Here is a 22,480-nt window from a genome sequence, read left to right as displayed (position 1 = left end):
CGATATATCGAAAACTATCGGGATGCAACGTCTCAGCGTTTGTCGAGTTCCTCGAGCACCCAGCTGGCCCACTCCGATTCCATGCGGGTGGAGCGCAAGCCGTTCTCCAGCGCTGCCCGGGCAAAGAAGGCCTGGTCACTACCCGACCAGTCGTAGGTGTCGCGGATGTGCTCATAGCGCTGGTGCTCACGGTCGGCGTGTTCACGCACCGCCGTCAGATATTTGCGTGCCTGCTCTCGCGGCAGTTCGTCGAGCAGGAAGATCCGAAGAAGTTGCGCGCTGCGGAAGACCGGGTCGTCCTGGGGGGACGCCAGCCAGCGCTGCAATTCGGCGCGTCCGGCGTCGGTGATCGCGTACACCTTGCGTCCGCGCGGCCCGACCGCGGTGACTTCGAGCAGTCCAGCGTCGGCGAGCTTGTTCAGCTCCCCGTAGAGCTGGCTCTGGGTGGCCGGCCACACGTTGGCCATCGACGCTTCGAAGACTTTGAGCAGGTCGTATCCGCTGGCGGGGCCCCGGGCCAGTAGCCCGAGTGCAGCATGTCGCAGACTCACAAGAGCATCCTACCTTCCACTATTGACATGTCAGTAGTGGAATGTCATAGTCGGAAACCATGACGCAAGCAGATGACCTTTCGCTCCTCTCGTCCGCCGCAGAAACCGTCGTCCCGTTCTTCCGCCGCGGTAACTACGCCCCGGTGGCCGACGAACTGACCGCTTTCGACCTGCCCGTCGAGGGTGCGATCCCCGAGGCGCTCAACGGCTGGTATCTGCGCAACGGCCCTAACCCGCGCCAAGCCACGCAGCACTGGTTCACCGGCGACGGCATGATCCACGGCGTGCGATTGGAGAACGGCCGCGCCGCCTGGTACCGCAACCGTTGGGTGCGCACCGAAAGCTTCGACAACCCGTTCCCGGTCTACAACGCCGACGGCACCCGCAACTTGCATTCCAGCGTTGCCAACACCCACGTCGTCAGGCACGCCGGGAGGACGCTCGCGCTCGTCGAGTCGTCGCTGCCGTATGAGATCACCAATGACCTCGAGACGTTGGGCGCCTACGACTTCGGCGGCAAGCTCGCCGACTCGATGACCGCCCACCCCAAGATCTGCCCGACCACAGGTGAGTTGCACTTCTTCGGCTACGGCAACATCTTCGCGCCACACGTCACGTATCACCGCGCCGACGCAAACGGCGAATTGACTGTCAACCGGCCCGTGGAGGTACCCGCGCTGACGATGATGCACGACTTCGCGCTGACGGCCGAGCACGTGATCTTCATGGATCTGCCGATCGTGTTCAACCTCGACATCGCACTCAAGGGCGAGGCCGACATGCCTTACCGCTGGGACGACGACTACGGAGCCCGGCTCGGTGTGCTGCGCCGCGACGACCCGTTCGGCCCGATCCGATGGTTCGAGATCGCGCCGTGCTACGTCTTCCACGTCGCCAATTCCTACGACGACGGCAATTGCGTTGTGCTGCAAGCGGTCCGGTATCCCGAGCTGTGGCGCCACAACGGTGGCTTCGAGGTCGACGGTGTGATGTGGCAGTGGAGGATCGATCTGGACGCGGGCACCGTCGAGGAACGTCAGCTCGACGATCGCGGTGTGGAATTCCCCCGCATCGACGACCGGCTGGCCGGTCTGCCCGCGCGCTACGCGGTCACGGTCGGCGACCGCAACCTGGTTCGCTACGACCTGAGAACCGGTGCGGCCGAAGAGCATCGGTTCGCCGGCGAGCCGGGGGAAGCGGTGTACGTGCCGTCAGGCGCCGGCGAATTGGACGGTTGGTACCTGTCCTACGTATACGACCCCGCTCGGGGCGGCAGCGACCTGGTGATCGTCGACGCGTCGGATTTCGCCGGTGAACCCGTTGCGCGCGTGCGGCTTCCGCAGCGGGTCCCACACGGCTTCCACGGCAACTGGCTGAGCGACTGAAATCACCTCGGGGGCGCGAAGCCTCCGGGTTCGGATGGGAGGTTTGCTGCCGAGGGAGGGGACGTCACCGGCGGCGATGCAGGCGCTGCGGGCGGCTGCGGGGAAGCGGCGGGTGGCGGTTGCCGCAGTCGCATCAACTCCCGGCGATGCCGTTCGGCCAGCACGGCGGCGAGCATGTACTGCGGCGGCACGCCCGGTGGTGGCGGCGGTGACACCTGCGCAGCCACGTCGGCGGCGATCCGGTAGGCCATCTGGTCGCGCATCTGCGGGTCCAATTGCGGTGCGCGAGAAAGGAATTGGCGAGCCAGCTGTGCCGTCTGCGGCCGGAGCCCCGACAACTGCAACGACGCCGCCCACCACGCCAGCGCGGGCGGCATCGCCGGCGGCGGCTCGAGCTTGGGTCCGCGCTCGCTGATCACCACGGTGCCCGCGAACACGTCGCCGATGCGCTTGCCCTTCGACGACAGCAGGCTGCAGATCACCGCAGGACCGCCACCCAGCATCCAGATCTCCACCACTGCCGCGAGTGCGCGAAACAGCGCCTGCCGGAAGCGTTCCGGGCCGCCGTCGTCGGACACCACACGCAGCCCCATCGCCATCTTGCCCAGTGACCGGCCCCGGCTGGCCGTCTCGAAGATCACCGGGTAGCCGACCATCGCCAGCACCATGAAGAAAATCAGCAGCGCGGCCACCAGCGCGTCGTCGAACTGGCTGATCGACATCGCAGCCAGCGTCAATCCGATGGTGTAGAGCACGACGATCACGCTCAGGTCGATCAGCGCGCTGACCGCGCGCACCGGCAGTTGCGCGATCTGTACCTCGACCACCACCGCGTCCCCGGTCACCACATGCGCCATACCGCGGAAGGCTACCGGCCTCCCGAGGGCCCATAGACTCGCCGGCGTGGACGTCGACGCGTTTGTTCTGGCACACCGGCCGACCTGGGACCGGCTGGACCACCTGGTCAAGCGCCGCCGCCAGCTTTCCGGCGCCGAGATCGACGAGCTCGTCGACCTCTACCAACGGGTGTCGACGCACTTGTCGATGGTGCGCTCGGCGTCCGTGGATTCGGTTCTGGTGGGCCGGTTGTCGAGCTTGGTGGCGCGGGCGCGTTCTGCGGTGACGGGCGCCCATGCGCCGGTGTGGAGTGAGTTCGTCCGGTTCTGGACGGTCTCTTTCCCGGTCGTGGCGTACCGCGCATGGCGGTGGTGGTTGGCGACGGCCGTTGCGTTCTTCGTCGTCGCGGTGGTGATGGGCGCCTGGGTGGCCGGCAGTCCGGAGGTCCAGGCGGCCGTCGGCACGCCCGAAGAGATCGACCAGCTGGTCAACCACGACTTCTCCTCGTACTACAGCGAACATCCCGCGGCATCGTTCGCGCTTCAGGTGTGGCTGAACAACTCGTGGGTCGCCGCACAGTGCATCGCCTACTCGATCGTGCTGGGCCTGCCGATCCCGTACGTGCTGTTCCAGAACGCCGCCAACGTCGGCGTGATCGGCGGCTTGATGTTCCACGCCGGCAAGGGCGACATCCTGCTCGGGCTGCTGACGCCCCATGGCTTGCTGGAGCTGACCGCGGTGTTTTTGGCCGGCGCCGTCGGCATGCGGCTGGGCTGGTCGGTGATCGCGCCGGGAAACCGGCCGCGCACCCAGGTACTCGCCGAGCAGGGCCGGGCCGTGGTGGCCGTCGCGGTGGGGTTGGCCGCGGTGCTGCTGGTTTCGGGTCTGATCGAAGCGATGGTGACGCCGTCGCCGCTGCCGACGTTCGTGCGGATCGCGATCGGCGCGCTCGCCGAGGTCGCATTCCTGGCCTATGTCGTGCACTTCGGCCGTAAGGCGGTCGCCGCAGAGGAGTCAGGGGACCTGGCCGACGCGCCCGACGTCGACCTCGTGCGCTAGGCGTGACACCACCTCACACTCGGCGTCAGGTCAGAGCTTGCCGGCGGCCTTCATCGCCAGATAGCGATCCGCCAACGCCGGCGCCAGCTCCTCCGGCGGTGCGTCCACCACGTCGACGCCGCTGCGGCGCAGCCGCGACGCGATCGCGCGTCGGTCGTTGCGCGACCGTTCCGCCGCGGCCGCGTCGTACACCGCGGCAGCGTCCGAACGGCCCGCGGCCAGCAGGTCGACGCGCGGGTCGGCGACCGCGGCGACGATCACCTGATGCTTGGCCGACAACTGGGGCAGCACCGGCATCAGGCCCTCGTCCAGTGCGGAGGGGTTGAGGTCGGTGAGCAGCACCACCAGCGCACGACGCCGAACCCGCCGCTGCACCGCCGCCACCATCGCGGTCGCATCGGATTCGACGAGCGCGGGCTGCAGCGGAGCCATCGCGTTGACCAGCTGCGCCAGCACCTCGGTGCGTGACGCGTTCTGCACGCTGGCCCGCAACACCCGGTCGTGGGCAATGAAGTCGACGTGGTCGCCGGCGCGCGACGCCAGCGCGGCCAGCAGCAACGCGGCGTCCATCGACCAGTCGAGGCGGGGCCAGCCGCGGGGGTCACCGGCGCTGGGGTCGACGCCCACTCGGCCGGCCGACGTGCGCCCGGTGTCGAGCACCAGCACGACGCGGCGGTCGCGTTCGGGCCGCCAGGTCCGCACCACCACATCGGCGCGGCGTGCGGTGGCCCGCCAGTCGATGGACCGGACGTCGTCGCCGATCACATATTCGCGCAGCGAATCGAATTCGGTGCCTTGTCCGCGGATCAGCACCGGCAGCAGCCCGTCGATCTCGCGCAGCTTGGCCAGCCGCGACGGCAGGTGCTTGCGCGACAGAAACGGCGGCAGGATCCGCACCTGCCACGGCACCGCCGCCGAGCCCTGCCGCCCCGCCAACCCGAGCGGCCCGATCGACCGCGCGGTCACCGCCGCGGCGTGCTGGTCGCCGCGGCGTGTGGGCCGCAGCCGGGTGACGAACGACTCCTGTTGTCCCGCAGGGATGTCGACCGTATGTGTGCGCGGCTCAGCTCTGGCACTGGGCGCCCACGCGTCGCGCAGGTGGCCCTTGAAGCGGCGGCGGCCGCCGTTGACCACAACCAGCACCACGTCGGCGGACTGACCCAGGCGCGCGGTGACGTCGCCGTCGCGGCTGAACCGCAACGCCCCAGTGCTGGCCGCCAATAACACGTCGACACCAACAAGCCCGAGCACCACCAGCAGCGCGAGCCAGAAAAGCGTTGCGGGCCAAGGAGATAACGCCACCGGCAGAACGAACAGCAGCGCCAGCAGCGCGGTACGGCCGGTGACGACCACTAGCGCGGCACCGGCACCGACGACAGAATGCCGTCGAGCACCCCGTCCGCGTTGGCGCCCTCGAGCTCGGCTTCGGGCCGCAGCCCGATGCGGTGCCGCAGCACCGGCCGCGCCATCGCCTTGACGTCGTCGGGAGTGACATAGTTGCGGCCGGACAGCCATGCCCACGCCCGGGCGGTCGCCAGCAGCGCCGTCGCTCCGCGCGGTGACACCCCCAGTTGCAGCGCCGGCGACTGGCGGGTGGCCCGCACGACGTCGACGATGTAGCCGAGCACCTCGTCGGCCACCAGCACCCGGCGCACGGCGTCGCGGCCGGCCTTGAGGTCAGCGGCGGTCGCGACCGGCCGCACGGCCGACAGGTCGCGCGGATCGAAACCGCGCGCGTGCCGGTCGAGGATCTGGATCTCCTGCTCGCGCGGCGGCAACGCCACGTTCAACTTGAGCAAGAACCGGTCGAGCTGGGCCTCCGGCAGCTGGTAGGTGCCCTCGTACTCGATCGGGTTCTGGGTGGCGGCGACGATGAACGGGTCGGGCAGCGGCCGGGCCTGCCCTTCGACGCTGACCTGACGCTCCTCCATGGCCTCCAGCAGTGCCGCCTGCGTCTTGGGCGGCGTGCGGTTGATTTCGTCGGCCAGCAACAGGTTGGTGAAGACGGGGCCGGGACGGAACTCGAACACCGCGGTGCGTGCGTCGTACACCAGCGATCCGGTGACGTCGCCGGGCATCAGGTCGGGCGTGAACTGCACCCGCTTGAACTCCAGGTCCAGTGCCGCCGCCGTGGCGCGTACCAGCAGTGTCTTGGCCACGCCGGGCACGCCCTCCAGCAACACGTGGCCGCGGCACAGCAGCGCGATTACCAGCCCGGAGACCACGGAGTCCTGGCCGACGACCGCCTTGGCGATCTCGCCGCGCAGCGCGATCAGTTTGGCGCGCGCCTCCTGCGACGTGTCGTCGGGAGCCTGAGCTTGCTGAGTCACGAGTGCGCGACCTGCCTTTCGATGTCGTCGAGCTGGTGAGCGAGCTGCACCAACTCGTCGTCGGACGCCGGTGGACGTCCGAACAATATGTGATGCAGCGCCTCTGGCGGCTTGTCACATCGCGCAGCCACCGCCGCGACGACGGCAGGTGCGGAAGCATTGACGGCCAGCCCGAGCCTGGGCAGCGTGCGCTGCAGCGTGGCGGTGCGCAGTGCCTCGGCGGCGCGGTCGCGGGCACGCCGCGAGCGGTACAGCCGCCCGCGGCCTTCGACGGTTTCCGACGCGCGTACCACCACCGGAAGTTTCTCCGGCACAAGGGGACCCAGGCGCCGGCCCCGCCACAGTGCCGCCAGCGCCACGACGACCGCCAGCTGCCAGACGAGCCACCTGACGTTGTCGGGAATCAGGTCGACGATGTCTGAGCCGCCGCTGCTGCGGTCACCCTGAAGGCGTTGCGGCGCATACCAAATCAGCCGTGACCGGGTACCAGCCAGGTTCATTGCGAGCGCGGCGTTGCCTTGCTTCAGCAGACCGGCATTGGTCATGAAGTCGGCGCTGCCGACGACCGTGACAGTTCTGCCCCCGTCGCGGTAGCGCGCCACGGCGCCGTCGTAGCACCTGGTCACATCGGCGCCGCCGACGGCCGCATAGGTGTCGCTGACGCCGAATTGGACATCTCCGGCCCGAATAGCTTCTGGCAGAGCGCAATTCGGAGGGCCGCCCATGGTGGACCCCCGCGCGGTGCGGATCTTCGGCGCCAGCGCCTTGCGTATGCTCGACACCGGCTCCACCAGCAGCCGGTCCCCGGGTGTTTTCGCCAGCCGCGCGGTGAGATCGTCGTCGACCAGGAAGTAGGTTTCGGCGACCAGCAGCAGCGAGTCGGGTCGCGCGGCCCGTTCGACGTCGGTCACATCGTTGGCCACGACGACGTCCACTCCCTGCGCACGCAGCAGCGCCACCAGCGCGTGGGCGCCGTCGGGGCTGGTGGACTCGGCATCCATCCGGCCGCCGGGCCGAGGCGCGGTGAGATAGGTGCTGACAGCCGCGACGGCGACGATCACCAGGAGCGCCACCAGCACCCACGCGAATGTGCGCATGTCGCGTGAGCGGACGGGCCGCAACGACGGCGGAGAGGCGCTCACTGCACTGGCGTCCATGACTGAGCGGGTCGAGGCGAAGTGCTGCCCTGAGATGCCGTGAACCTGCGGGAGAGAAGGTGCTCGTCCAGTGTGGCGATCTGGCGGTAGGCGGTTTCGGTTCCGGAGCGCTCGCCGTATGTGACGTCGTTGAAAGACGCTGCCGCCTCGGCTAATTCGGATTGCAGCTCTGGAAACATCCGGGCCGCATCACGAGCCAGCTCGTTGGCGGTGCGCCCAGGCACGGCGTCGAGGACTCCCGTCTCTTCGAGGTGACGGGCGATCGCGCGCAGGCGATGACGAATGGCCGGCGCCCAAAGACCCTCTGCGGCATGGCGTTCCGCGGTCGCGCGATGCTCCGCGGCACTGCGCTCGGCAGCGTTGAACAACGCGAAGTCGCGGCTGCGGTTGGTGTGCATGGTGCGGCGCGCAATACGCACGGCGACGACGATGCCAACCACCAGAGCGGTGAGCACCACCGCGATGGTGAACCAGCCGCCCGGAACCTCGGCCCCTTTGGACATGACGCGGTACATGACGTCGTTGATCCACTCGTTGAGCCGCTCGGTGAAGTTCTCTTTCGGGTAGATCGGCTTGGACAGCTCACGCTGCGCCGCATCATGGGCAGCGTCGCGGTCGATCAGAACAGCGGCCATGGTCAGGTGTGCCGGATCAGCCACAGGTTGTCGGTGGCGTCGGGAGAAGCGGCGACGTCGCCGGCCGCGCCGGTCTGCAACACCAGGTCGAATGCCTCTGCGCGAATTCGCCGATCGGTGTAGAGCAGCACCACGATCCCCGCCGTGAACGGCGCGGTGATGATCTGGCCTACCGCGCTGCCGACCGCGGAGAGCACCGCCGCGATCAGCGCCACGCCCACCGAGTCGGCAGTGAACGCGAGTATTTCTCCGCCGATCGTGAACGGGACCGCCACCGCGGTGGAGACCAGCCCGGCCACCACCACACCCAGCACGCGGATCCCCAGCACTCGCCAAAACGACCTGCGCACCAACGAGAAGGACCTGCTGATCGCCGCGAACACCGACAGCCGCTCGAGCACGATCAGCACCGGTGCGAAAGTCAACATGGTCCAGAGGTAAGCGATCAGCGCGATCCCCGCGACCACGACGACGACCCCGAAGAGGACTCCTATGACGGGGTTGATCGCGGCCGCCGCCACGACGAGCAGCACGGCCGCGACCACCAGCACTCCAGCGCCCAGCCCCTCGAGCGCGGCCAGAGCGAGCAGCGCCAGCAGCCGGCCGCGCACCCGCTGCCAGGTTTCTGCGACGGTGATGTGCGCACCGAACACGGCCCGGCCCACGACCACGGTGAGCATGCCGCTCAACACGATGCTCGACAGTGCGCTGGCGCCGCCGGCGGCGATCACGGCGAGCAGCATGCCGACGATTCCCGACGGCGACTCGCCCTCCAGGCGCGACGTGTCGGTCTGGCCGTAGAAGACCAGGGGAACCAGCACCGTGAGGATCAACACGATGATCTGCGTGACCACCACCACCACCGTCGTCAATCCGAGTGTGGCTTTCGGGTTGACCCGGATGTAGGCGAAGGCGGCGTTGAAGATGTCGCTGAGTCCGAGTGGCCGCAGCGGGATGACGCCTGGTTTCAACGCCGGTGGGGGATATCCGGCATACGGCGCGAACGTCGGCCCATATGCCGGATAGCCAGGCGGGGCATACCCCGGGCCGTACCCGGGCGGCGGTCCGTACCCGGGCGGCGGGTAGGTCGGATAACCCGGATATCCCCGGTATCCCGGCGGCGGTGGCGTCGTGCTCGCACGAAAACCTCCGTCGTCGTTGGTCATGCGGACCATCCTGACCAGAGCGATGACAATCCGCAACGAACGCCCCGGCCCGCTGGCGTAGCGTCTGCGCCTATGGCGGAATTGAAATCCCGGCTTCAGGCCGACCTCACGGCGTCGATGAAGGCGCAGGATCGCCTGCGCACAGCGACGTTGCGGATGCTGCTTTCCGCGATCCGCAACGAGGAGGTGTCCGGGAAGCAATCGCGCGAGCTGACCGACGACGAGGTGCTCAAGATCTTGGCCAGGGAGTCGCGCAAACGCGGAGAGGCCGCGGAGATCTACACCCAGAACGGCCGCGGTGAGCTTGCCGCCAACGAGCACGCCGAAGCCCGAGTGATCGACGAGTACCTCCCGACGCCGCTGACCGAAGCGGAGCTGGCCGACGTCGCCGACACCGCTATCGCGCAAGTGGCCGAAGAGATCGGCGAGCGACCGACGCGCAAGCAGATGGGACAGGTGATGAAAGCGGCGACCGCGATCGCGGCGGGAAAGGCCGACGGCGCCCGGCTGGCTGCCGCCGTCAAGGAGCGGCTGTAGCCGTTTCGCCCGATCGCAGCGGGGTATCCGTCGTCGTATGACGCGCTTCGGCTACACGCTTATGACTGAACAAAGCGGCCCGAAAGACCTTGTGCGCTATGGGATTTCGGCTGAAAGGGTCGGCTTCGACTTCGAGGTGGCCAGCGACCACTATTTCCCGTGGCTGAGTTCTCAGGGCCACGCCCCCTACGCATGGGCAGTCCTCGGTGCGGTGGCACACGCCACCGAGCGAGTCGAATTGGCGACGTACGTGACATGCCCGACGATGCGCTACCACCCGGCCGTCGTCGCACAGAAAGCCGCGACGTTGCAGATCCTCGCCGACGGCCGGTTCACCTTGGGCCTGGGCAGCGGCGAAAACCTCAACGAGCACGTCGTCGGCCGCGGCTGGCCGGAGGTGGAGCGTCGCCAGGAAATGCTCAAGGAAGCGGTCCAGATCATCCGAGAATTGTTCGGCGGTGAACTGGTGAGCTGGAAAGGCGAGTACTACACCGTCGATTCCGCGCGCTTGTGGGACCTGCCGGAGACACCGGTGTCCATCGGGATCGCGGTGTCCGGCGACAAGTCGGTACACACGTTCGCGCCCCTGGGCGACCACCTGATCGCCGTCGAGCCCGGCAAGGAGCTGGTTCAGGTGTGGCACGATGTGCGGCGCGCGACAGGGCTGCCGGGTGGCGGGCGGGTGATCGGTCAGATCCCGGTGAGCTGGGACCCCGACCGCGACACCGCCATCAAGCGCGCGCATGACCAATTCCGTTGGTTCGCCGGCGGTTGGCACGTCAATGCGGATCTGCCGACGACAGCGGGCTTTGCCGCTGCCACGCAATTCGTCAGGCCGGACGACGTCGCGGAGAACATCCCGTGCGGACCCGATCTCGACGCGATCGTCGAGGCGGTGCGCGAGTACTGGGAGGCCGGCTTCACCGACATCGCGCTGGTTCAGATCGGCGGCGAGACGCAGGACCGGTTCCTTTCCGAAGCGGCCGAGCCTTTGCTGGCGAGGTTACGAGAAGCCGCGCCGCAATAGCCAGAAGTAATGCGGCACTTGATCATCTAAAAATATTGTCCGACAATCTGTTTGGCTGATCGGCACCTCGGGAATGCGGCCCTTTACAGCCCCAGCGAATTTCTGAGGAGACCGATTCATGTTCGTTCACAACAAAGACCTTCAATTCGAGGTACGCGTCGACAAGCCGGATCCACGCTTCGCGACGATGCTGCTGGAGCAGTTCGGTGGCGCCAACGGCGAACTGAAGGCCGCCATGCAGTACTTCACGCAGGCGTTCGTGCTGCGCCGGAAAAATCCGAAAATGTACGACCTCTTCATGGACATCGCGACCGAGGAATTCAGCCACCTGGAAATGGTGGGGTCGATGATCACGATGCTTCTGGACGGCCTCAACGACGACCTGAAAATCGCCAACGAGCGCTGCGATTGGATGCCGGCCGTGGCCAGCCGCGACGGGCGTGACGACATCATCCACTCCGTAGCGGTGACGCCGCTGTTCTTCGCGCTCACGGGCGGCGGTCCGGACGTCAAAGACTCCGCCGGCACGCCGTGGCAGGGCACCTTCGTCAACGCCAACGGAGACCCGACCGTCGACTTGCGCAGCAACATCGCCGCCGAGTCCCGGGCCAAGATCGTCTACGAGTACCTCAAGCAGTTCACCGACGACCCGGGTGTGCAAGACACGCTGACGTTCCTGATGACCCGCGAGGTCACCCACTATCAGCAGTTCACCGCGGCGCTCAACGAGTTGCCGGTGAATTTCCCCCCGGGGCAGTTGCCCGGTGACGACCGCTTCCAGAACGTCGCGTTCAACATGTCAAACGGTGACGGCGACGTTCGCGGCCCGTGGAACGAAGGGCAGGGGCCATGGCCGCAGGGCATGGAATGGCGCTACGTGAAGAACCCGGAGTCGGAGTGGTTGGGCACTTCTGAGCGGGAAAACAAAGGGCCGCAACAGAATCCGGAGGGCACACCCGCGGTGCAGGGGCAAAAGCCGTTCACGCACGAGCAGCACACTCCGGCGAGCTGACCGCCATGGATGCACTGACACTGTTGCGCCAGCAGCATGAAAGCGTGCTGGGGATGCTGGAGACGCTCGCCGACGCGCCGCGTGGTGTGGGTGCGTGGGAGAGCGGGCTACAGGAGATGGTCGAGAACCTGATCGTCGCCGAGTCGCGGCACGAGGCGATCGAAGAGCAGTTCTTCTGGCCCGCTGTCCGAAAGGCACTCGACGACGGCGACGAGCTCGCCGACAAGGCGATCGGCCAGGAGGAGGACGGCAAGAAGCTGTTGCAACGCCTGGTCGACGGCAAGCCCGGTGAAGCTGACTACCACGACGCGCTGGACGCGTTCGTCGCCGCGGCGCGCGAGCACATCGACTACGAGCAGACCGCGGTGTGGCCGCGGTTCGAGAGCACGATGAGCGAACAGGAACGGCAGTCGCTGGGCGACAAGTTGGAGCAGGCCTACAAGATTGCGCCAACCCGCCCGCATCCCAACACGCCGTCGGATTCGATGGTGCAGAAGACGATGGGTACCGCGGCTGCGGTTGTCGACCGCGTCGTCGACGCGGCTACGGGTCGCACCGAGAAGTATCCGCCGGAGCCGCCGAAGCCGTGAGGACCGCGCGACGGCCGCCGCCCAGTGTGGGGCGGCGGCCGAAGCGTGCAAGTATGCGACGGGAGGGATCATGGGCGAAGAGCGAAGCGGCGAGAAGAAGGACACCACCCCGCCGGGGCCGGCCGATCATGGCCGCGAGGGCGGCATGGCGACGCGGGAGAACGCGCCCGAACTCACTGAGGACGGCTCGTCTGACAAATGACGGTCAGCCAGCGTCGGGCCGGCCTTCGCGGCTGCGCTCGTAGGCGCGCTGGCGGATGTCGGTCAGCCATTCCGGTGCCAGCTTGACCCCGGGTGCGCTGTGGATGGTCGGGTCGAAGGCGATCTCGTTCGACGGGCCGGCCGAAATCACTTCGTGGAACCGCACCCGCGCCAGCGGCTCGAAGTCGCCGGTGCCGGCGGCCTGGTCGAGTTCGTACTCGATGCCGCCGCCGCGGTCGATGTGGTCGGCGACGTCGTCAAGCGACACCCCGCTGGCGTCGAACTGCGAGGTCATCTTCGCCCGAATCCACCAGTAACGGCCCTCGAAGCGCAACGGCATCAGGCTCGACATCGACGCCGTCCACGACGCCGCCGGACGCAACGCGAACCGGGTGAGACGACCTGAACCCGCGGATGCCAGCAGGATGTCCCACGGCGTGGCGGCGAACGGCTGCGGGGGAATGCGGATCGCAAGGCCGATGACATCGGGCAGCGCGCCAGGCAGCCCGATGCCCTTGGAAATCCGGCCCACCACGTCGCCGGCGTCCACAGGCAATCCTTGCCCCGGTGGCGAAAGCCGCTCCAACGAGCCGTTCGCCATCACTCCGACCGGATGGAACACCCGACGACGCCGGATGGCAGAACCGAGCTGCAATGGCAACGCAACGATGTCTGAAGCCTTCACGCCTCGCGGGATGCCCGAAGCCCGGGACAGGCAAACCCGGGTTTGAGTATGGATTGTCCAGGGCATTAGTAACTCGATCGTTCGCGTATCGCGACAGCTCCGTCGAAAGGCCAGCATGACCGTGTATTTCCGAGCGTGGGATGAGGGCATCCGGTGACGATCACATTTCCCGACCCGTGCGAGACGATCGTCACAGACGTCGGTGTGTACGCGCCCCAACACGATTCGCGGTTGCTCGTCGATGCGCTGCAGCGCGCCTCCCTGGCGCCGGGCCGGCGGGTGCTGGACTTCTGCACGGGCAGCGGTGTGCTGGCGGTCGCGGCGGCACGGCTGGGTGCCGCTGAGGTCACCGCGTTCGACATCTGCCCGCGCGCAGTGCAGTGTTCGCGCGCGAACGCGGTAGCCGCCGGCGTCGCGGTCGACGTAAAGCAGGGCTCGTTGTCGGATGCGTTGCGGCACGGCCCTTTTGACGTCGTCGTGTCGAATCCCCCGTATGTTCCGGTGACACCGGACAGCGACGACGAGATGATCTCGCCGGTAGTCGGACCGGCCTGGGCCTGGGACGCCGGCGATGACGGCCGGCTGGTGCTCGATCCGTTGTGCGCGGCAGCGCCCGAGCTGCTGGCCGACGGTGGCTCGATGCTGCTGGTGCAGTCGGAGTTCGCGGGTGTCGAAGAATCATTGTCGGCGCTGCGGTCCAGCGGCTTGGACGCGGAAGTGGTTCTGTGGCAATGGATTCCGTTCGGTCCGGTGTTGTCGGCACGGGCGGAGTGGCTGGAGAACACCGGGCGGTTGCGCGCGGGACGTCGCGAGGAACTGCTGGCGGTCATCCGGGCGGACAAGACATGAGCTGCCCGCAGCGGCGGCTTGTCCGGATAGTGCCCGCAGGACCGATGCTGGTGGAAGGCCCGGTGCACATCGAGATGCCCGACGGCAGCGTCGTGGATTCCGATCGGTTCATGGTCGCGATATGTATGTGCCGGCGCAGCAAGACGTATCCGCTGTGCGACACCAGCCATCGCAAGCGCCGGCGCGCAGCGGCGTCAGCTCAGCGGCCGGCTTAGCGAACTGCGGCCCGCCGTCCAGCTGGCCATCACGTGATCGGCCAGCCGGTTCTCCACCGCGTCCAGTGCCCGCATGCCGAAGATCACGTCGCGCTCCAGCCGCGGATCGTCGGCGATGAGTTTCCCCACCACATCGGTGCGCACCACTTGCTCGTGCACCGCGTCGGCTTCCACGTGTTCGCGGTAGAACGCGGCGCACGGCTCCGGCGCACCCACCCGCTCCAGTGCTTCGACCAGGCGGCGAGACCCCGGCGACGACGTGATCTCGGTGGCCGCGAAGTGGCCGATGGCCGCGCCCCGCATGGACCGGTGCAGGCCGAAATACGACATCAGGTTCACCACGGCCAGCGCCTGAGCGGGCACGTGCTCGAGGTAGGCGAGGTAGCGGTTGTCCAGCCCTGCGGCCGCCATGAGATCGGCGAACAGCTGCTGGTGGAGCCGCTGCCCGTGGCCGGCGCCGTACTCGTCGAACTCCACCGCCACGAAAGAGGCCTTGGCCTGACCGGTCAGCCGGGGTATGGCGAACGCGTGCGGGTCCGCCTCCTTGAGGTGATACAGCGAACGGTGCACGAAGTATTCGCGCATCTGTTCCCAGGTGCCGTGGTCGCGTAGGTAGTACGACGGGCCGTTGCCGTCCGTCGGCTCCTCCGTCAACGCGTCCATCTCGCTGGCCGCGGTGTCGCCGGGCGCGATCTCGCCCACCTCGTCGCGCACCGCAGCGATGAAGCTCTGTTCGAGCGCAGCCCGCAGCCGCAACAGGTCTGGGTTCCACTCCCATTCCGGATCGACGTCCGCGAACCCGCGGTAGTGCAGCTCGTAGCAGAGGTACAGCGCCAGCTGCAGGTCGATGCCGTAGGGATCGGCGTCGGCAACCGGGAGGGTCGAGGCAGGTGTGCCGCCGGTCAGCATGTCGATGATCGCCGCCGACAACGGCCCTGCCGCAGTGGGCAGCGCAGGCTCGACCGAGGTCGATGCGAGGGTCATGAGGCTTTTCTACCCGTACCGGCGAGTCGTTCAAACTATGCGGCGGCGGCAGCGATCAAGGCCCAGAGGATCTGTCACGCTCAAGCCCAAGCTGCGCAACGTCACCGGCACACCCAACACGTAGATCACGACCTTGCGTTTTACAACGAGGCCGCAATGGCCTGCATCTGCTCGATCTCCTTCTGCTGGGTGTCGACGATCGCCCGCGCCATCGCGACCGCAGGTGCATACTGTCCTGTCTTGATCTCGTTCTGCGCCATAACAATTGCGCCTTGGTGATGCGCGATCATGTGCGTGAGATAGAGCTTGCTGGCTTCGACGCCTCGAGCGCTTTTCAGTGCGGCCATGTCTTGTTCGGAGACCATGCCGCTCATTTCATGACCGGGCATGGGCATCGGCATCGTCGATGGTTGGCCCCAACCGCTCAGCCACGACTGCATCTGCTGGATTTCGGGTCCTTGCGCGGCCTTGATCTGCTTGGCCAACGCCACCACCCGCGGGTCGATGTCTTGCTTGGCCAGCAGCACATCGCTCATCTCGACGGCCTGCTGGTGGTGCGGAATCATGTGCTGCGCAAACATCACGTCGGCTTCGTTGTGTGACTGCGGCGCTGCGGTTGTGGTGGTCGACACTGGGCTACTGGTGCCGCTGGCGTCCGTCCCGGTCTTGCCACATGCAGTCAAGGTGGTCACTGCGGCCAGCACCGCCGCGGTGACAGCCAGCAACTCTCGCTTCATCACCTGATCCTCTCGTCTCGTCCGCCTTACGTCATGTATACCCCATGGGGGTATTGCTAGACGACCGCGGGGTGTCGGCAGGTGTCAAGCACAGTGGAGAAGGTCCGCGAATGTCATTGCAATTCACGTCAATTCGCGGTAGCCGCCGTTACGGCCTGCAATACAGGTAGTCCACTACGCATGCCCTCCGGACGTCGACGACCTACCTTTCATGCGTCGTAGCTGTCACACAGCACCGAGATGAGGGACCTATGACCGCGCCGCAGAAACACAATCAGCCAGTCTCCTTCGACGAGGCGCAAGAAATTCTCGGGTCGAAGCCCGGCCGGCAGCTATCCCCCGAGCCGGCGGAGGAAGTGGCACGGGAAAACCTCGGCAGGCGTGAGACAGCGATAGACCCGACCGAACTCGAAACGGTGCCCGAAGGCGGCCTCGAGGGGTACCGCCCTGCGGGCACTCCGATGGTGGCCTATCCGGCCTACGCCGACTACGAGTCACCGGCCACCGCCGAACACACGTTGGCCGGGCGGCGCTGGAAAGTCACCGACCTCTACTCGTTTCCGCCGGAGGAGCGCCAGCTGTTGACCGACACCAGTTTCCCCTGGCGGTGTGCCGGGCGAGTGACCAACAGCGACGGCAAAGCAGGCTCCGGCACACTCGTCGGTGACCGGGTGCTGCTGACCGCCCGGCACATGCGGCCCGATCGCAGCATCGCCCAGGGCTCGTGGTGGATGAAGTTCGTACCTCACGGATTCGACGACACCGAACCATTCGGGTCGTCGTTCGTCAGCGATCTGCATCGCCCCTCGCCGGACGGGCCGCACTTCGATCAGATGGTGTGCCGCCTCTACGAACCGCTGGGGCAGCGCATCGGCTACTTCGGCGTACAGGAATGGGACGACGACTGGGATGGCGTCGCGCACTTCGCCACCATCGGCTACCCAGGTTCCTTCGGAGGTGTCCGGCCATTCTTCCAAACCTCCTGCGCCGGTGAGGAATTCGATAGCGAAAAGGATGCAGTGCTGGTGACCACGCACGCTGACCTGACGCAGGGAAACTCCGGCGGACCGTTTTGGACGTTCATCCGGGTGGGGTCGGGGCTGGATCCGCGGGTCGTGGGCGTCGTCGCCAAGGAAGCCACCGCGAACGGCGACCGGGTCAACCTGGTCACCAGTGGCGACTTGTTGGAACGCCTGACCAACTGGGCACGCGCCCATTGGCCGGCATGACAGCCGATGAGTCGGGGTGGCGGGATTTGAACCCACGGCCTCTTCGTCCCGAACGAAGCGCGCTACCAAGCTGCGCCACACCCCGCAGAAGCCAGGCCAGAGTATCGCACCGGTGTGCCGGCTGGCCAAACGCGTCTCGGCGCCGGCCGTGTGCCCTCGACGACGAGATCTGCATCACCCCTGGGCGTGGGATGGAGCGGATTGTCGGAGGTGTTGTGCACACTGACCAACAGCGACGAAGGAGTGGTCGACCATGACGAGCTTGGGCGCGGCTGTCTACGGCGGTTTCTTCGGGTTGGCGGCGCTGTGGCTGTTTCTGACGGCCGACCGTGCGGAGTCGCCGCCGGAAAGCGATCAGCCGAACGTGCCGGTCCGTTCGAACTCCCGCAACGCCGACGCCGCATTGGTGGGGTCGAGCCCGTGCTGCGCCAGCCAGTCGTCGCAGAAGTAGGTTTCCGCGTAGCGATCGCCGTTGTCGGCCAGCAGCGTCACCACCGATCCGCTGCGCCCGTCTGCCACCATCTCTGACAGCAGGCAGAACGCGCCCCACAGATTGGTGCCGGTGGACGGACCCACCCGCCTGCCGAGCACATCGCTCGCGTGCCGGGCGGCGGCGATCGACGCATTGTCGGCGACGGCGATCATCCGATCCACGACGTCGGGCAAGAACGACGGCTCCACTCGCGGCCTGCCGATCCCCTCGATGCGCGACGACGTACCGGTGGTGACGTGGCTGTCACCCGTCTCATAGGCGGCAAAAAACGCCGAGTTCTCCGGGTCGACCACGCACAGCCGGGTCGCGTAGCGGCGGTAGCGGATGTACCGGCCGATCGTCGCGCTGGTGCCGCCGGTCCCGGCGCCGACGACCACCCACTCCGGAACCGGATGCTGCTCCAGCGACAGCTGCGTGAAGATCGACTCGGCGATGTTGTTGTTGCCGCGCCAGTCGGTGGCGCGTTCGGCGTTGGTGAACTGGTCGAGATAGTGGCCGCCGGTCTCGCGGGCCAGCCGCTCGGCCTCGGCGTACACCTGGCTTGATTCCTCGACGAAATGGCAACGGCCGCCCTGCGCTTCGATCAGCGCGATCTTCGCCGCGCTCGTCGACGTCGGCATCACCGCGATGAACGGCAGACCGAGCAGCTGCGCGAAATACGCCTCCGACACCGCGGTCGATCCGGACGAGGCCTCCACGACCGTGGTCTGCTCGGTGATCCAGCCGTTGCATAGCGCGTACAGGAACAGCGATCGCGCCAGCCGATGCTTGAGGCTGCCGGTGATGTGGGTGCTCTCGTCTTTGAGGTACAGCGCGACGTCGACGCGCGACGACCACGCCGACGGCAGCGGATACCGCAGCAGGTGCGTGTCCGCGCTGCGCCGAGCGTCGGCTTCGATCAGCCGGACCGCGTTGTCGACCCACTCCCGCGGCCGGGCCCGCGCGGCCGACCTCGTCACCGCAGGGCGGCGGTCGGATCCGAGCGCTGGGACACCGCTGTGGTCTGCGGGCCGCCGGTGGGTGCGGCCACCAAGGTCAGCAAGGTGGCCTCCGGGCGGCAGCAGAACCGCACCGGATGGAACGGCGAAGTGCCGATACCCGCCGACACGTGCAGCTGCATGTTCGCGCCCCATCGCGACGTGCCCTTGGCCCGCGACCGGTCCAAGCCGCAGTTGGTCACCAGCGCTCCATAGAACGGCAGGCACAACTGGCCGCCGTGCGTGTGTCCGGCCAGCACCAGTTGATAGCCGTCGGCCGCGAAGCGGTCCAGCACCCGCGGTTCGGGCGAATGCGTCAGCCCCAGCTTCAGGTTGGCCACAGGGTTGGCCGGCCCAGCGATGGTGTCGTAGCGGTCGCGGTCGATGTGCGGGTCGTCGACGCCGGCGGCGGCGATTTTGAGGCCTGCGACCTCGAGTTCGCGACGGGTGTGCGTCATGTCGAGCCAGCCTCGTTCGGTGAACGCGGCGCGCAGGTCCTGCCACGGCAGCGGCTTGCCGTGGGTGCGGTGGCCGGGCTCGATCACGTAGTTGATCGGGTTCTTCAGCCGCGGCCCGAAGTAGTCGTTGCTGCCGAAGACGAACAACCCAGGCACGCTGAGGAGCTCACCGAGCGTCTGCACCACCGCCGGGACCGCTTTGGGATGGGCCAGGTTGTCGCCCGTATTGACTACCAGATCCGGCTCCCAGCGCGCCAACTCGCGCAGCCATGCCTGCTTGTAGCGCTGACCGGGACGCATGTGGATGTCGCTGATGTGCAGGACCCGAAGCGGGGTCGACCCCGGCGTCAGCACCGGCATGGTCACCTCGCGGACCACGAAAGCGTTGCGCTCGATCACCGAGGCGTAACCCAGCCACGCGAGCGCCGAGCCGCCCGTCACGGCGGCAGCTGTCTTCTGCAAGGGCGAAAAGGCCATACCAGCAGCGTACTGCCCGCTGCAGTGCCCGCACGTCCTGCGCTTCTATGAAACGCCTGCGTCGGGCTCGCACAGCGTTACGGCGGTGGCTCACCCGCCGGAGGAGGTGGCGGCCCCAGCACCGGCACCGTGATCGGCGGAAGGCCCGGAATCTGCACGACGGTCGAGCCGACCACCGGAATCGGCGGCGGTGCGCCGGGCGGCGGCGGAGGCGGGGCCGGTGGAATGCCGTTGCTGATGTTGATCGTGACGATCGCACCCGGAACGGTCTGTCCGCTCGGTGTGGTGCCGACGACCGTGCCGTAGGAGGCCGTGCTGTTGACCGGGGCGGGCTGGTCCGCGACGCCGAAGCCGGCGTCGCGCAGCCGCTGTTTGGCGGTCTCCACCGTCAGGCCGGACACGCTCGGTACCCGAGAGCCCGGGCCGCCGTCGACGTAGCGGGGATCGGTGGGCGGCAGCTTCACCTCGCCGAAGTCGTTGGCGATCGGCTTCATCGCCTGGAACCAGGTGCGCGCAGGTTCGTTGCCGCCGTAGAGGTTTCCCGATCCGCAGCGGCGCAGCGGCGACGAACAGAGGTCGGTGGGCTCTGCCGAGTCGTCGAAGATGTACACCGCACCGGCGTAGTTGTTGGTGAACCCGAGGAACCCTGACGAGCGGTGCGCCTCGGTGGTCCCGGTCTTGCCGGACATCGGCAAGGTCCACCCGGCGGCGGCCGCCGACCCGGCCGCGGTGCCGTTGCCCTGCGAGTCGTGACTCATCGCGTTGGCGAGCGTGTTCGCCAGCCCCTCAGGGACCACCTGTTCGCACGCCTCGGTGGTCAGCGGAACCGGCTTGCCGTGCCGATCGATGATCTCGGCGACCGGGCTGGGCGGGCACCACATGCCGCCCGACGCCAGCGTCGCCGCCACGTTCGACAACTCCAGAGGATTCAGCTCCAGCGGTCCCAGCGTGAACGAGCCGAGGTTCTGGCGCTTGACGAAGTCGGCCAGGCTCTCGTTGCTCTGCGGGTCGTATGCCCGCGCGGTGCCGGGCTGGGCATAGGAGCGCAAGCCGAGCTTGACGGCCATGTCGACCGCACGCGGCACGCCGATCAGCTGGATCAGCCGGGCGAACGCGGTGTTGGGTGACGTGGCGAGCGCCTCGGTGACGTTCATCGACCCCTTGTATGCACCGTCGTTCTGCACGCACCAGGTGTCCTTGGGGCAGCCGCGCGCGCCGCCGGAGCCCATGCCCTTGGCCTCGAACCGGCCGGGCACCTCGAGTTGAGCGTTGATGCCCATGCCCATGTCGAGTGCGGCGGCCGTGGTGAAGATCTTGAAGATCGATCCGGCGCCGTCGCCGACGAGGGAAAACGGTTGCGGCTGCACGGTTTCGCCCGCGTCGGTGTTCAGCCCGTACGTCCGGTTGCTGGCCATCGCCATCACCTGGTGCGAGTCTTTGCCCGGCTTGATCACGCTCATCACGTCGGCTACACCGTCGAGCGTCGGGCTCGCGATGCCGTCGATGGCCTGCTTGACCGAGTCCTGCACCTTCGGGTCCAACGTGGTGCGGATCAGATAACCGCCGCGAGCCACCTGGTCCTTGCTGATACCGGCACGCGCCAGATAGTCGAGCACGTAGTCGCAGAAGAACGCCCTGTTGCCCGCGGCGATGCAGCCGCGGGGCAGGGCCTGAGGCTGCGGCAAGATACCCAGCGGCTCGGCTTTGGCGGCGCGCAGCGCGTCGGCCTGGGCGGGATAGTTTTCGATCATGGTGTCCAGCACCACGTTTCGCCGCTGCAGTGCGCCGTCGGGGTTGGTGTAGGGATCCAGCGAGGTGGTGGACTGCACCAAACCGGCCAGCAGCGCAGCCTGCTGCCAGTTCAACTCCGAGGCGTTGATGCCGAAGTACGTCTGCGCCGCGTCCTGCACGCCGAAAGCGCCGTTGCCGAACGACACCAGGTTCAGGTAGCGGGTCAGGATCTCCGGCTTGGAGAACGTCTTGTCGAGCGTCAGCGCCATCCGGATCTCGCGCAGCTTGCGCGCTGGCGTCGTCGCCACCGCCGCGCGTCGCTCAGCGTCGCTCTGCGCGGTCACCAGCAGCTGGTAATTCTTGACGTACTGCTGCTCGATGGTCGAGCCGCCGCGGGTATCCGAGTCACCGCCGACATAGCCCGCCAGCCCGGTCAGCGTGCCCTGCCAGTCGACGCCGTTGTGCTCGGCGAACCGCTTGTCCTCGATTGAGACGATGGCCAGCTTCATGGTGTCGGCGATCTGGTCGCTGGGCACCTCGAAGCGGCGCTGGCTGTACAGCCAAGCGATCGGGTTGCCCGCGGCGTCGACCATCGTCGACACCTGAGGGACGTCGCCCTCTACCAGCTGTGCGGAACCGTTGGCCACCACGTCGGATGCCCGGTTCGACATCAAGCCGAGGCCACCGGCGAACGGAAACATCAGCGCGGCGCACAAAACGCCGGCGAGAAGGCAGCACCAAGCCAACTTGACGACCGTCTGACCGGTCGAAGGGCGCTGCGGCATGGGTACAGATTACTGTTCGAATTCGGGGGTGCCGCCCGACGGCTGACACCCGTCCATTCTTGGCCCTGCGGTATTTGCGCAGCATAATTGGCATCCGCGTCAAGTTTTTGCTGGCGCGAGGGGGACGCGCAGTAACGGATCTGTCGCGCGGGTGGGGGTTGTCGGCACGGTCGTCCCAAAAAAACCGGTACCAAACTGTTGCGCAAACGACACCTGACCACCTACTTTGTACTCCTAGTGCGATCTAGGTAACAACAAACCACGCAGTGTGGCGTAGATCGCATGACGAGATCACCGCCGTGGCGCCGCCGAGACGACGGCCAGGACGAAGGGGACGCTGGTGTCAGGTAATCGGCCCGTCGCGCGGAGGACC

23 protein-coding genes and 1 tRNA gene are annotated in these 22,480 nt (G+C 67.2%); 10 read left to right on the top strand and 14 right to left on the bottom strand.

Annotated features, from left to right (window positions below):
• Positions 1-32: 32 nt before the first annotated feature.
• Positions 33-551, bottom strand: a complete 519-nt coding sequence (locus AC5Y4N_RS04160) for a PadR family transcriptional regulator (RefSeq protein WP_499907384.1) — start codon at positions 549-551, stop codon at positions 33-35.
• A gap of 59 nt (positions 552-610) precedes the next feature.
• On the opposite strand from AC5Y4N_RS04160, the gene AC5Y4N_RS04155 reads away from it, so the two are divergent.
• Entirely contained in the window at positions 611-1,936 is a 1,326-nt protein-coding gene (locus AC5Y4N_RS04155) for a carotenoid oxygenase family protein (protein WP_499907382.1), read from the top strand.
• Positions 1,937-1,938: 2 nt separating this feature from the next.
• On the opposite strand, the gene AC5Y4N_RS04150 is transcribed toward AC5Y4N_RS04155, so the two are convergent.
• Positions 1,939-2,793, bottom strand: a complete 855-nt coding sequence (locus tag AC5Y4N_RS04150; RefSeq protein WP_499907380.1) for an RDD family protein — start codon at positions 2,791-2,793, stop codon at positions 1,939-1,941.
• A 46-nt stretch (positions 2,794-2,839) separates the two neighbouring features.
• Between AC5Y4N_RS04150 and AC5Y4N_RS04145 the strand changes: the two genes are divergently transcribed.
• The gene (locus AC5Y4N_RS04145; RefSeq protein WP_499907378.1) at positions 2,840-3,832 is read left to right on the top strand and encodes a stage II sporulation protein M; all 993 of its coding nucleotides are present in this window, start codon (positions 2,840-2,842) and stop codon (positions 3,830-3,832) included.
• A 30-nt stretch (positions 3,833-3,862) separates the two neighbouring features.
• Here AC5Y4N_RS04145 and AC5Y4N_RS04140 read toward each other — a convergent pair whose 3' ends face one another.
• From AC5Y4N_RS04140 to AC5Y4N_RS04120, 5 genes are read right to left on the bottom strand one after another with little or no spacing between them, the layout of a single operon-like run.
• Entirely contained in the window at positions 3,863-5,185 is a 1,323-nt protein-coding gene (locus tag AC5Y4N_RS04140; RefSeq protein ID WP_499907376.1) for a DUF58 domain-containing protein, read from the bottom strand.
• Positions 5,185-6,162: an AAA family ATPase gene (locus AC5Y4N_RS04135; protein WP_499907374.1), complete on the bottom strand. Its 978-nt coding sequence runs from the start codon at positions 6,160-6,162 to the stop codon at positions 5,185-5,187. The genes AC5Y4N_RS04140 and AC5Y4N_RS04135 overlap by 1 nt, the downstream gene beginning before the upstream one ends.
• Positions 6,159-7,319: a DUF4350 domain-containing protein gene (locus AC5Y4N_RS04130; protein WP_499907372.1), complete on the bottom strand. Its 1,161-nt coding sequence runs from the start codon at positions 7,317-7,319 to the stop codon at positions 6,159-6,161. Before AC5Y4N_RS04130 ends, AC5Y4N_RS04135 begins: the two co-directional genes overlap by 4 nt.
• On the bottom strand, positions 7,301-7,954 hold the full coding sequence (locus tag AC5Y4N_RS04125) for a DUF4129 domain-containing protein (protein ID WP_499907509.1): 654 nt from the start codon (positions 7,952-7,954) through the stop codon (positions 7,301-7,303). The genes AC5Y4N_RS04130 and AC5Y4N_RS04125 overlap by 19 nt, the downstream gene beginning before the upstream one ends.
• A 2-nt stretch (positions 7,955-7,956) precedes the next feature.
• Positions 7,957-9,120, bottom strand: a complete 1,164-nt coding sequence (locus tag AC5Y4N_RS04120; RefSeq protein ID WP_499907370.1) for a DUF7847 domain-containing protein — start codon at positions 9,118-9,120, stop codon at positions 7,957-7,959.
• Positions 9,121-9,192: 72 nt separating this feature from the next.
• On the opposite strand from AC5Y4N_RS04120, the gene AC5Y4N_RS04115 reads away from it, so the two are divergent.
• From AC5Y4N_RS04115 to AC5Y4N_RS04095, 5 genes are all read left to right on the top strand, one after another.
• Complete coding sequence (locus AC5Y4N_RS04115; RefSeq protein ID WP_499907368.1) at positions 9,193-9,657, top strand: GatB/YqeY domain-containing protein; 465 nt, start codon at positions 9,193-9,195, stop codon at positions 9,655-9,657.
• A 37-nt stretch (positions 9,658-9,694) separates the two neighbouring features.
• The gene (locus AC5Y4N_RS04110) at positions 9,695-10,684 is read left to right on the top strand and encodes an LLM class F420-dependent oxidoreductase (RefSeq protein ID WP_499907366.1); all 990 of its coding nucleotides are present in this window, start codon (positions 9,695-9,697) and stop codon (positions 10,682-10,684) included.
• A 118-nt stretch (positions 10,685-10,802) separates the two neighbouring features.
• Complete coding sequence (locus AC5Y4N_RS04105) at positions 10,803-11,696, top strand: manganese catalase family protein (protein WP_499907364.1); 894 nt, start codon at positions 10,803-10,805, stop codon at positions 11,694-11,696.
• Between the two features lie 5 nt (positions 11,697-11,701).
• Positions 11,702-12,286 (top strand): hemerythrin domain-containing protein, encoded by a 585-nt coding sequence (locus AC5Y4N_RS04100; RefSeq protein WP_499907361.1) that lies wholly within the window; start codon positions 11,702-11,704, stop codon positions 12,284-12,286.
• Between the two features lie 70 nt (positions 12,287-12,356).
• Positions 12,357-12,488 carry a hypothetical protein gene (locus tag AC5Y4N_RS04095; protein ID WP_499907359.1) on the top strand — a complete coding sequence of 44 codons (132 nt, stop codon included), beginning with the start codon at positions 12,357-12,359 and terminating at the stop codon, positions 12,486-12,488.
• 3 nt (positions 12,489-12,491) lie between these two features.
• On the opposite strand, the gene AC5Y4N_RS04090 is transcribed toward AC5Y4N_RS04095, so the two are convergent.
• Positions 12,492-13,172 carry a phosphodiesterase gene (locus tag AC5Y4N_RS04090; protein WP_499940452.1) on the bottom strand — a complete coding sequence of 227 codons (681 nt, stop codon included), beginning with the start codon at positions 13,170-13,172 and terminating at the stop codon, positions 12,492-12,494.
• A gap of 153 nt (positions 13,173-13,325) precedes the next feature.
• Here AC5Y4N_RS04090 and AC5Y4N_RS04085 point away from each other — a divergent pair, with 153 nt between their 5' ends.
• Both AC5Y4N_RS04085 and AC5Y4N_RS04080 read left to right on the top strand, forming a co-directional pair.
• Positions 13,326-14,021 (top strand): HemK2/MTQ2 family protein methyltransferase, encoded by a 696-nt coding sequence (locus tag AC5Y4N_RS04085; RefSeq protein ID WP_499907355.1) that lies wholly within the window; start codon positions 13,326-13,328, stop codon positions 14,019-14,021.
• Entirely contained in the window at positions 14,018-14,236 is a 219-nt protein-coding gene (locus AC5Y4N_RS04080) for a CDGSH iron-sulfur domain-containing protein (protein WP_499907353.1), read from the top strand. The genes AC5Y4N_RS04085 and AC5Y4N_RS04080 overlap by 4 nt, the downstream gene beginning before the upstream one ends.
• Here AC5Y4N_RS04080 and AC5Y4N_RS04075 read toward each other — a convergent pair.
• Together AC5Y4N_RS04075 and AC5Y4N_RS04070 are read right to left on the bottom strand one after the other, a co-directional pair.
• Complete coding sequence (locus AC5Y4N_RS04075) at positions 14,216-15,220, bottom strand: iron-containing redox enzyme family protein (RefSeq protein WP_499907351.1); 1,005 nt, start codon at positions 15,218-15,220, stop codon at positions 14,216-14,218. The genes AC5Y4N_RS04080 and AC5Y4N_RS04075 overlap by 21 nt on opposite strands.
• 140 nt (positions 15,221-15,360) lie before the next feature.
• On the bottom strand, positions 15,361-15,957 hold the full coding sequence (locus AC5Y4N_RS04070) for a DUF305 domain-containing protein (protein ID WP_499907349.1): 597 nt from the start codon (positions 15,955-15,957) through the stop codon (positions 15,361-15,363).
• Positions 15,958-16,208: 251 nt separating this feature from the next.
• Here AC5Y4N_RS04070 and AC5Y4N_RS04065 point away from each other — a divergent pair, with 251 nt between their 5' ends.
• Positions 16,209-17,186 (top strand): trypsin-like serine peptidase, encoded by a 978-nt coding sequence (locus tag AC5Y4N_RS04065; RefSeq protein WP_499907347.1) that lies wholly within the window; start codon positions 16,209-16,211, stop codon positions 17,184-17,186.
• Between the two features lie 11 nt (positions 17,187-17,197).
• Here AC5Y4N_RS04065 and AC5Y4N_RS04060 read toward each other — a convergent pair.
• The 4 genes from AC5Y4N_RS04060 to ponA2 all read right to left on the bottom strand — a co-directional run bounded on the left by AC5Y4N_RS04060 (position 17,198) and on the right by ponA2 (position 22,107).
• A tRNA-Pro gene (locus tag AC5Y4N_RS04060) sits at positions 17,198-17,271 on the bottom strand.
• Positions 17,272-17,540: 269 nt separating this feature from the next.
• A complete protein-coding gene (cds1, locus tag AC5Y4N_RS04055) occupies positions 17,541-18,638 on the bottom strand; it encodes an L-cysteine desulfhydrase Cds1 (protein WP_499907345.1) in 1,098 nt (365 codons plus the stop codon).
• A complete protein-coding gene (locus AC5Y4N_RS04050) occupies positions 18,635-19,591 on the bottom strand; it encodes a metallophosphoesterase (RefSeq protein ID WP_499907343.1) in 957 nt (318 codons plus the stop codon). The genes cds1 and AC5Y4N_RS04050 overlap by 4 nt, the downstream gene beginning before the upstream one ends.
• A 77-nt stretch (positions 19,592-19,668) precedes the next feature.
• Positions 19,669-22,107, bottom strand: coding sequence for a transglycosylase/D,D-transpeptidase PonA2 (ponA2, locus tag AC5Y4N_RS04045; RefSeq protein ID WP_499907341.1), 2,439 nt, complete (start codon positions 22,105-22,107; stop codon positions 19,669-19,671).
• Positions 22,108-22,480: the final 373 nt, after the last annotated feature.

The sequence above is a fragment of the Mycobacterium sp. NGS19 genome (assembly GCF_059813155.1).
The sequence above is the reverse complement of the archived record's forward strand: the minus strand, read 5'-3'. Positions and strand labels throughout refer to the sequence as shown.

Excerpts from the sequence above, each read along its gene's own strand:
- ponA2 (WP_499907341.1), bottom strand. The coding sequence starts at position 22,107 with ATGCCGCAGCGCCCTTCGACCGGTCAGACGGTCGTCAAGTTGGCTTGG.
- AC5Y4N_RS04120 (WP_499907370.1), bottom strand. The coding sequence starts at position 9,120 with ATGACCAACGACGACGGAGGTTTTCGTGCGAGCACGACGCCACCGCCG.
- AC5Y4N_RS04075 (WP_499907351.1), bottom strand. The coding sequence starts at position 15,220 with ATGACCCTCGCATCGACCTCGGTCGAGCCTGCGCTGCCCACTGCGGCA.
- AC5Y4N_RS04155 (WP_499907382.1), top strand. The coding sequence starts at position 611 with ATGACGCAAGCAGATGACCTTTCGCTCCTCTCGTCCGCCGCAGAAACC.
- AC5Y4N_RS04070 (WP_499907349.1), bottom strand. The coding sequence starts at position 15,957 with ATGAAGCGAGAGTTGCTGGCTGTCACCGCGGCGGTGCTGGCCGCAGTG.
- AC5Y4N_RS04050 (WP_499907343.1), bottom strand. The coding sequence starts at position 19,591 with ATGGCCTTTTCGCCCTTGCAGAAGACAGCTGCCGCCGTGACGGGCGGC.
- AC5Y4N_RS04080 (WP_499907353.1), top strand. The coding sequence starts at position 14,018 with ATGAGCTGCCCGCAGCGGCGGCTTGTCCGGATAGTGCCCGCAGGACCG.
- AC5Y4N_RS04130 (WP_499907372.1), bottom strand. The coding sequence starts at position 7,319 with ATGGACGCCAGTGCAGTGAGCGCCTCTCCGCCGTCGTTGCGGCCCGTC.
- AC5Y4N_RS04150 (WP_499907380.1), bottom strand. The coding sequence starts at position 2,793 with ATGGCGCATGTGGTGACCGGGGACGCGGTGGTGGTCGAGGTACAGATC.
- AC5Y4N_RS04095 (WP_499907359.1), top strand. The coding sequence starts at position 12,357 with ATGGGCGAAGAGCGAAGCGGCGAGAAGAAGGACACCACCCCGCCGGGG.
- AC5Y4N_RS04115 (WP_499907368.1), top strand. The coding sequence starts at position 9,193 with ATGGCGGAATTGAAATCCCGGCTTCAGGCCGACCTCACGGCGTCGATG.
- AC5Y4N_RS04100 (WP_499907361.1), top strand. The coding sequence starts at position 11,702 with ATGGATGCACTGACACTGTTGCGCCAGCAGCATGAAAGCGTGCTGGGG.
- AC5Y4N_RS04110 (WP_499907366.1), top strand. The coding sequence starts at position 9,695 with ATGACGCGCTTCGGCTACACGCTTATGACTGAACAAAGCGGCCCGAAA.
- AC5Y4N_RS04105 (WP_499907364.1), top strand. The coding sequence starts at position 10,803 with ATGTTCGTTCACAACAAAGACCTTCAATTCGAGGTACGCGTCGACAAG.
- AC5Y4N_RS04125 (WP_499907509.1), bottom strand. The coding sequence starts at position 7,954 with ATGGCCGCTGTTCTGATCGACCGCGACGCTGCCCATGATGCGGCGCAG.
- AC5Y4N_RS04065 (WP_499907347.1), top strand. The coding sequence starts at position 16,209 with ATGACCGCGCCGCAGAAACACAATCAGCCAGTCTCCTTCGACGAGGCG.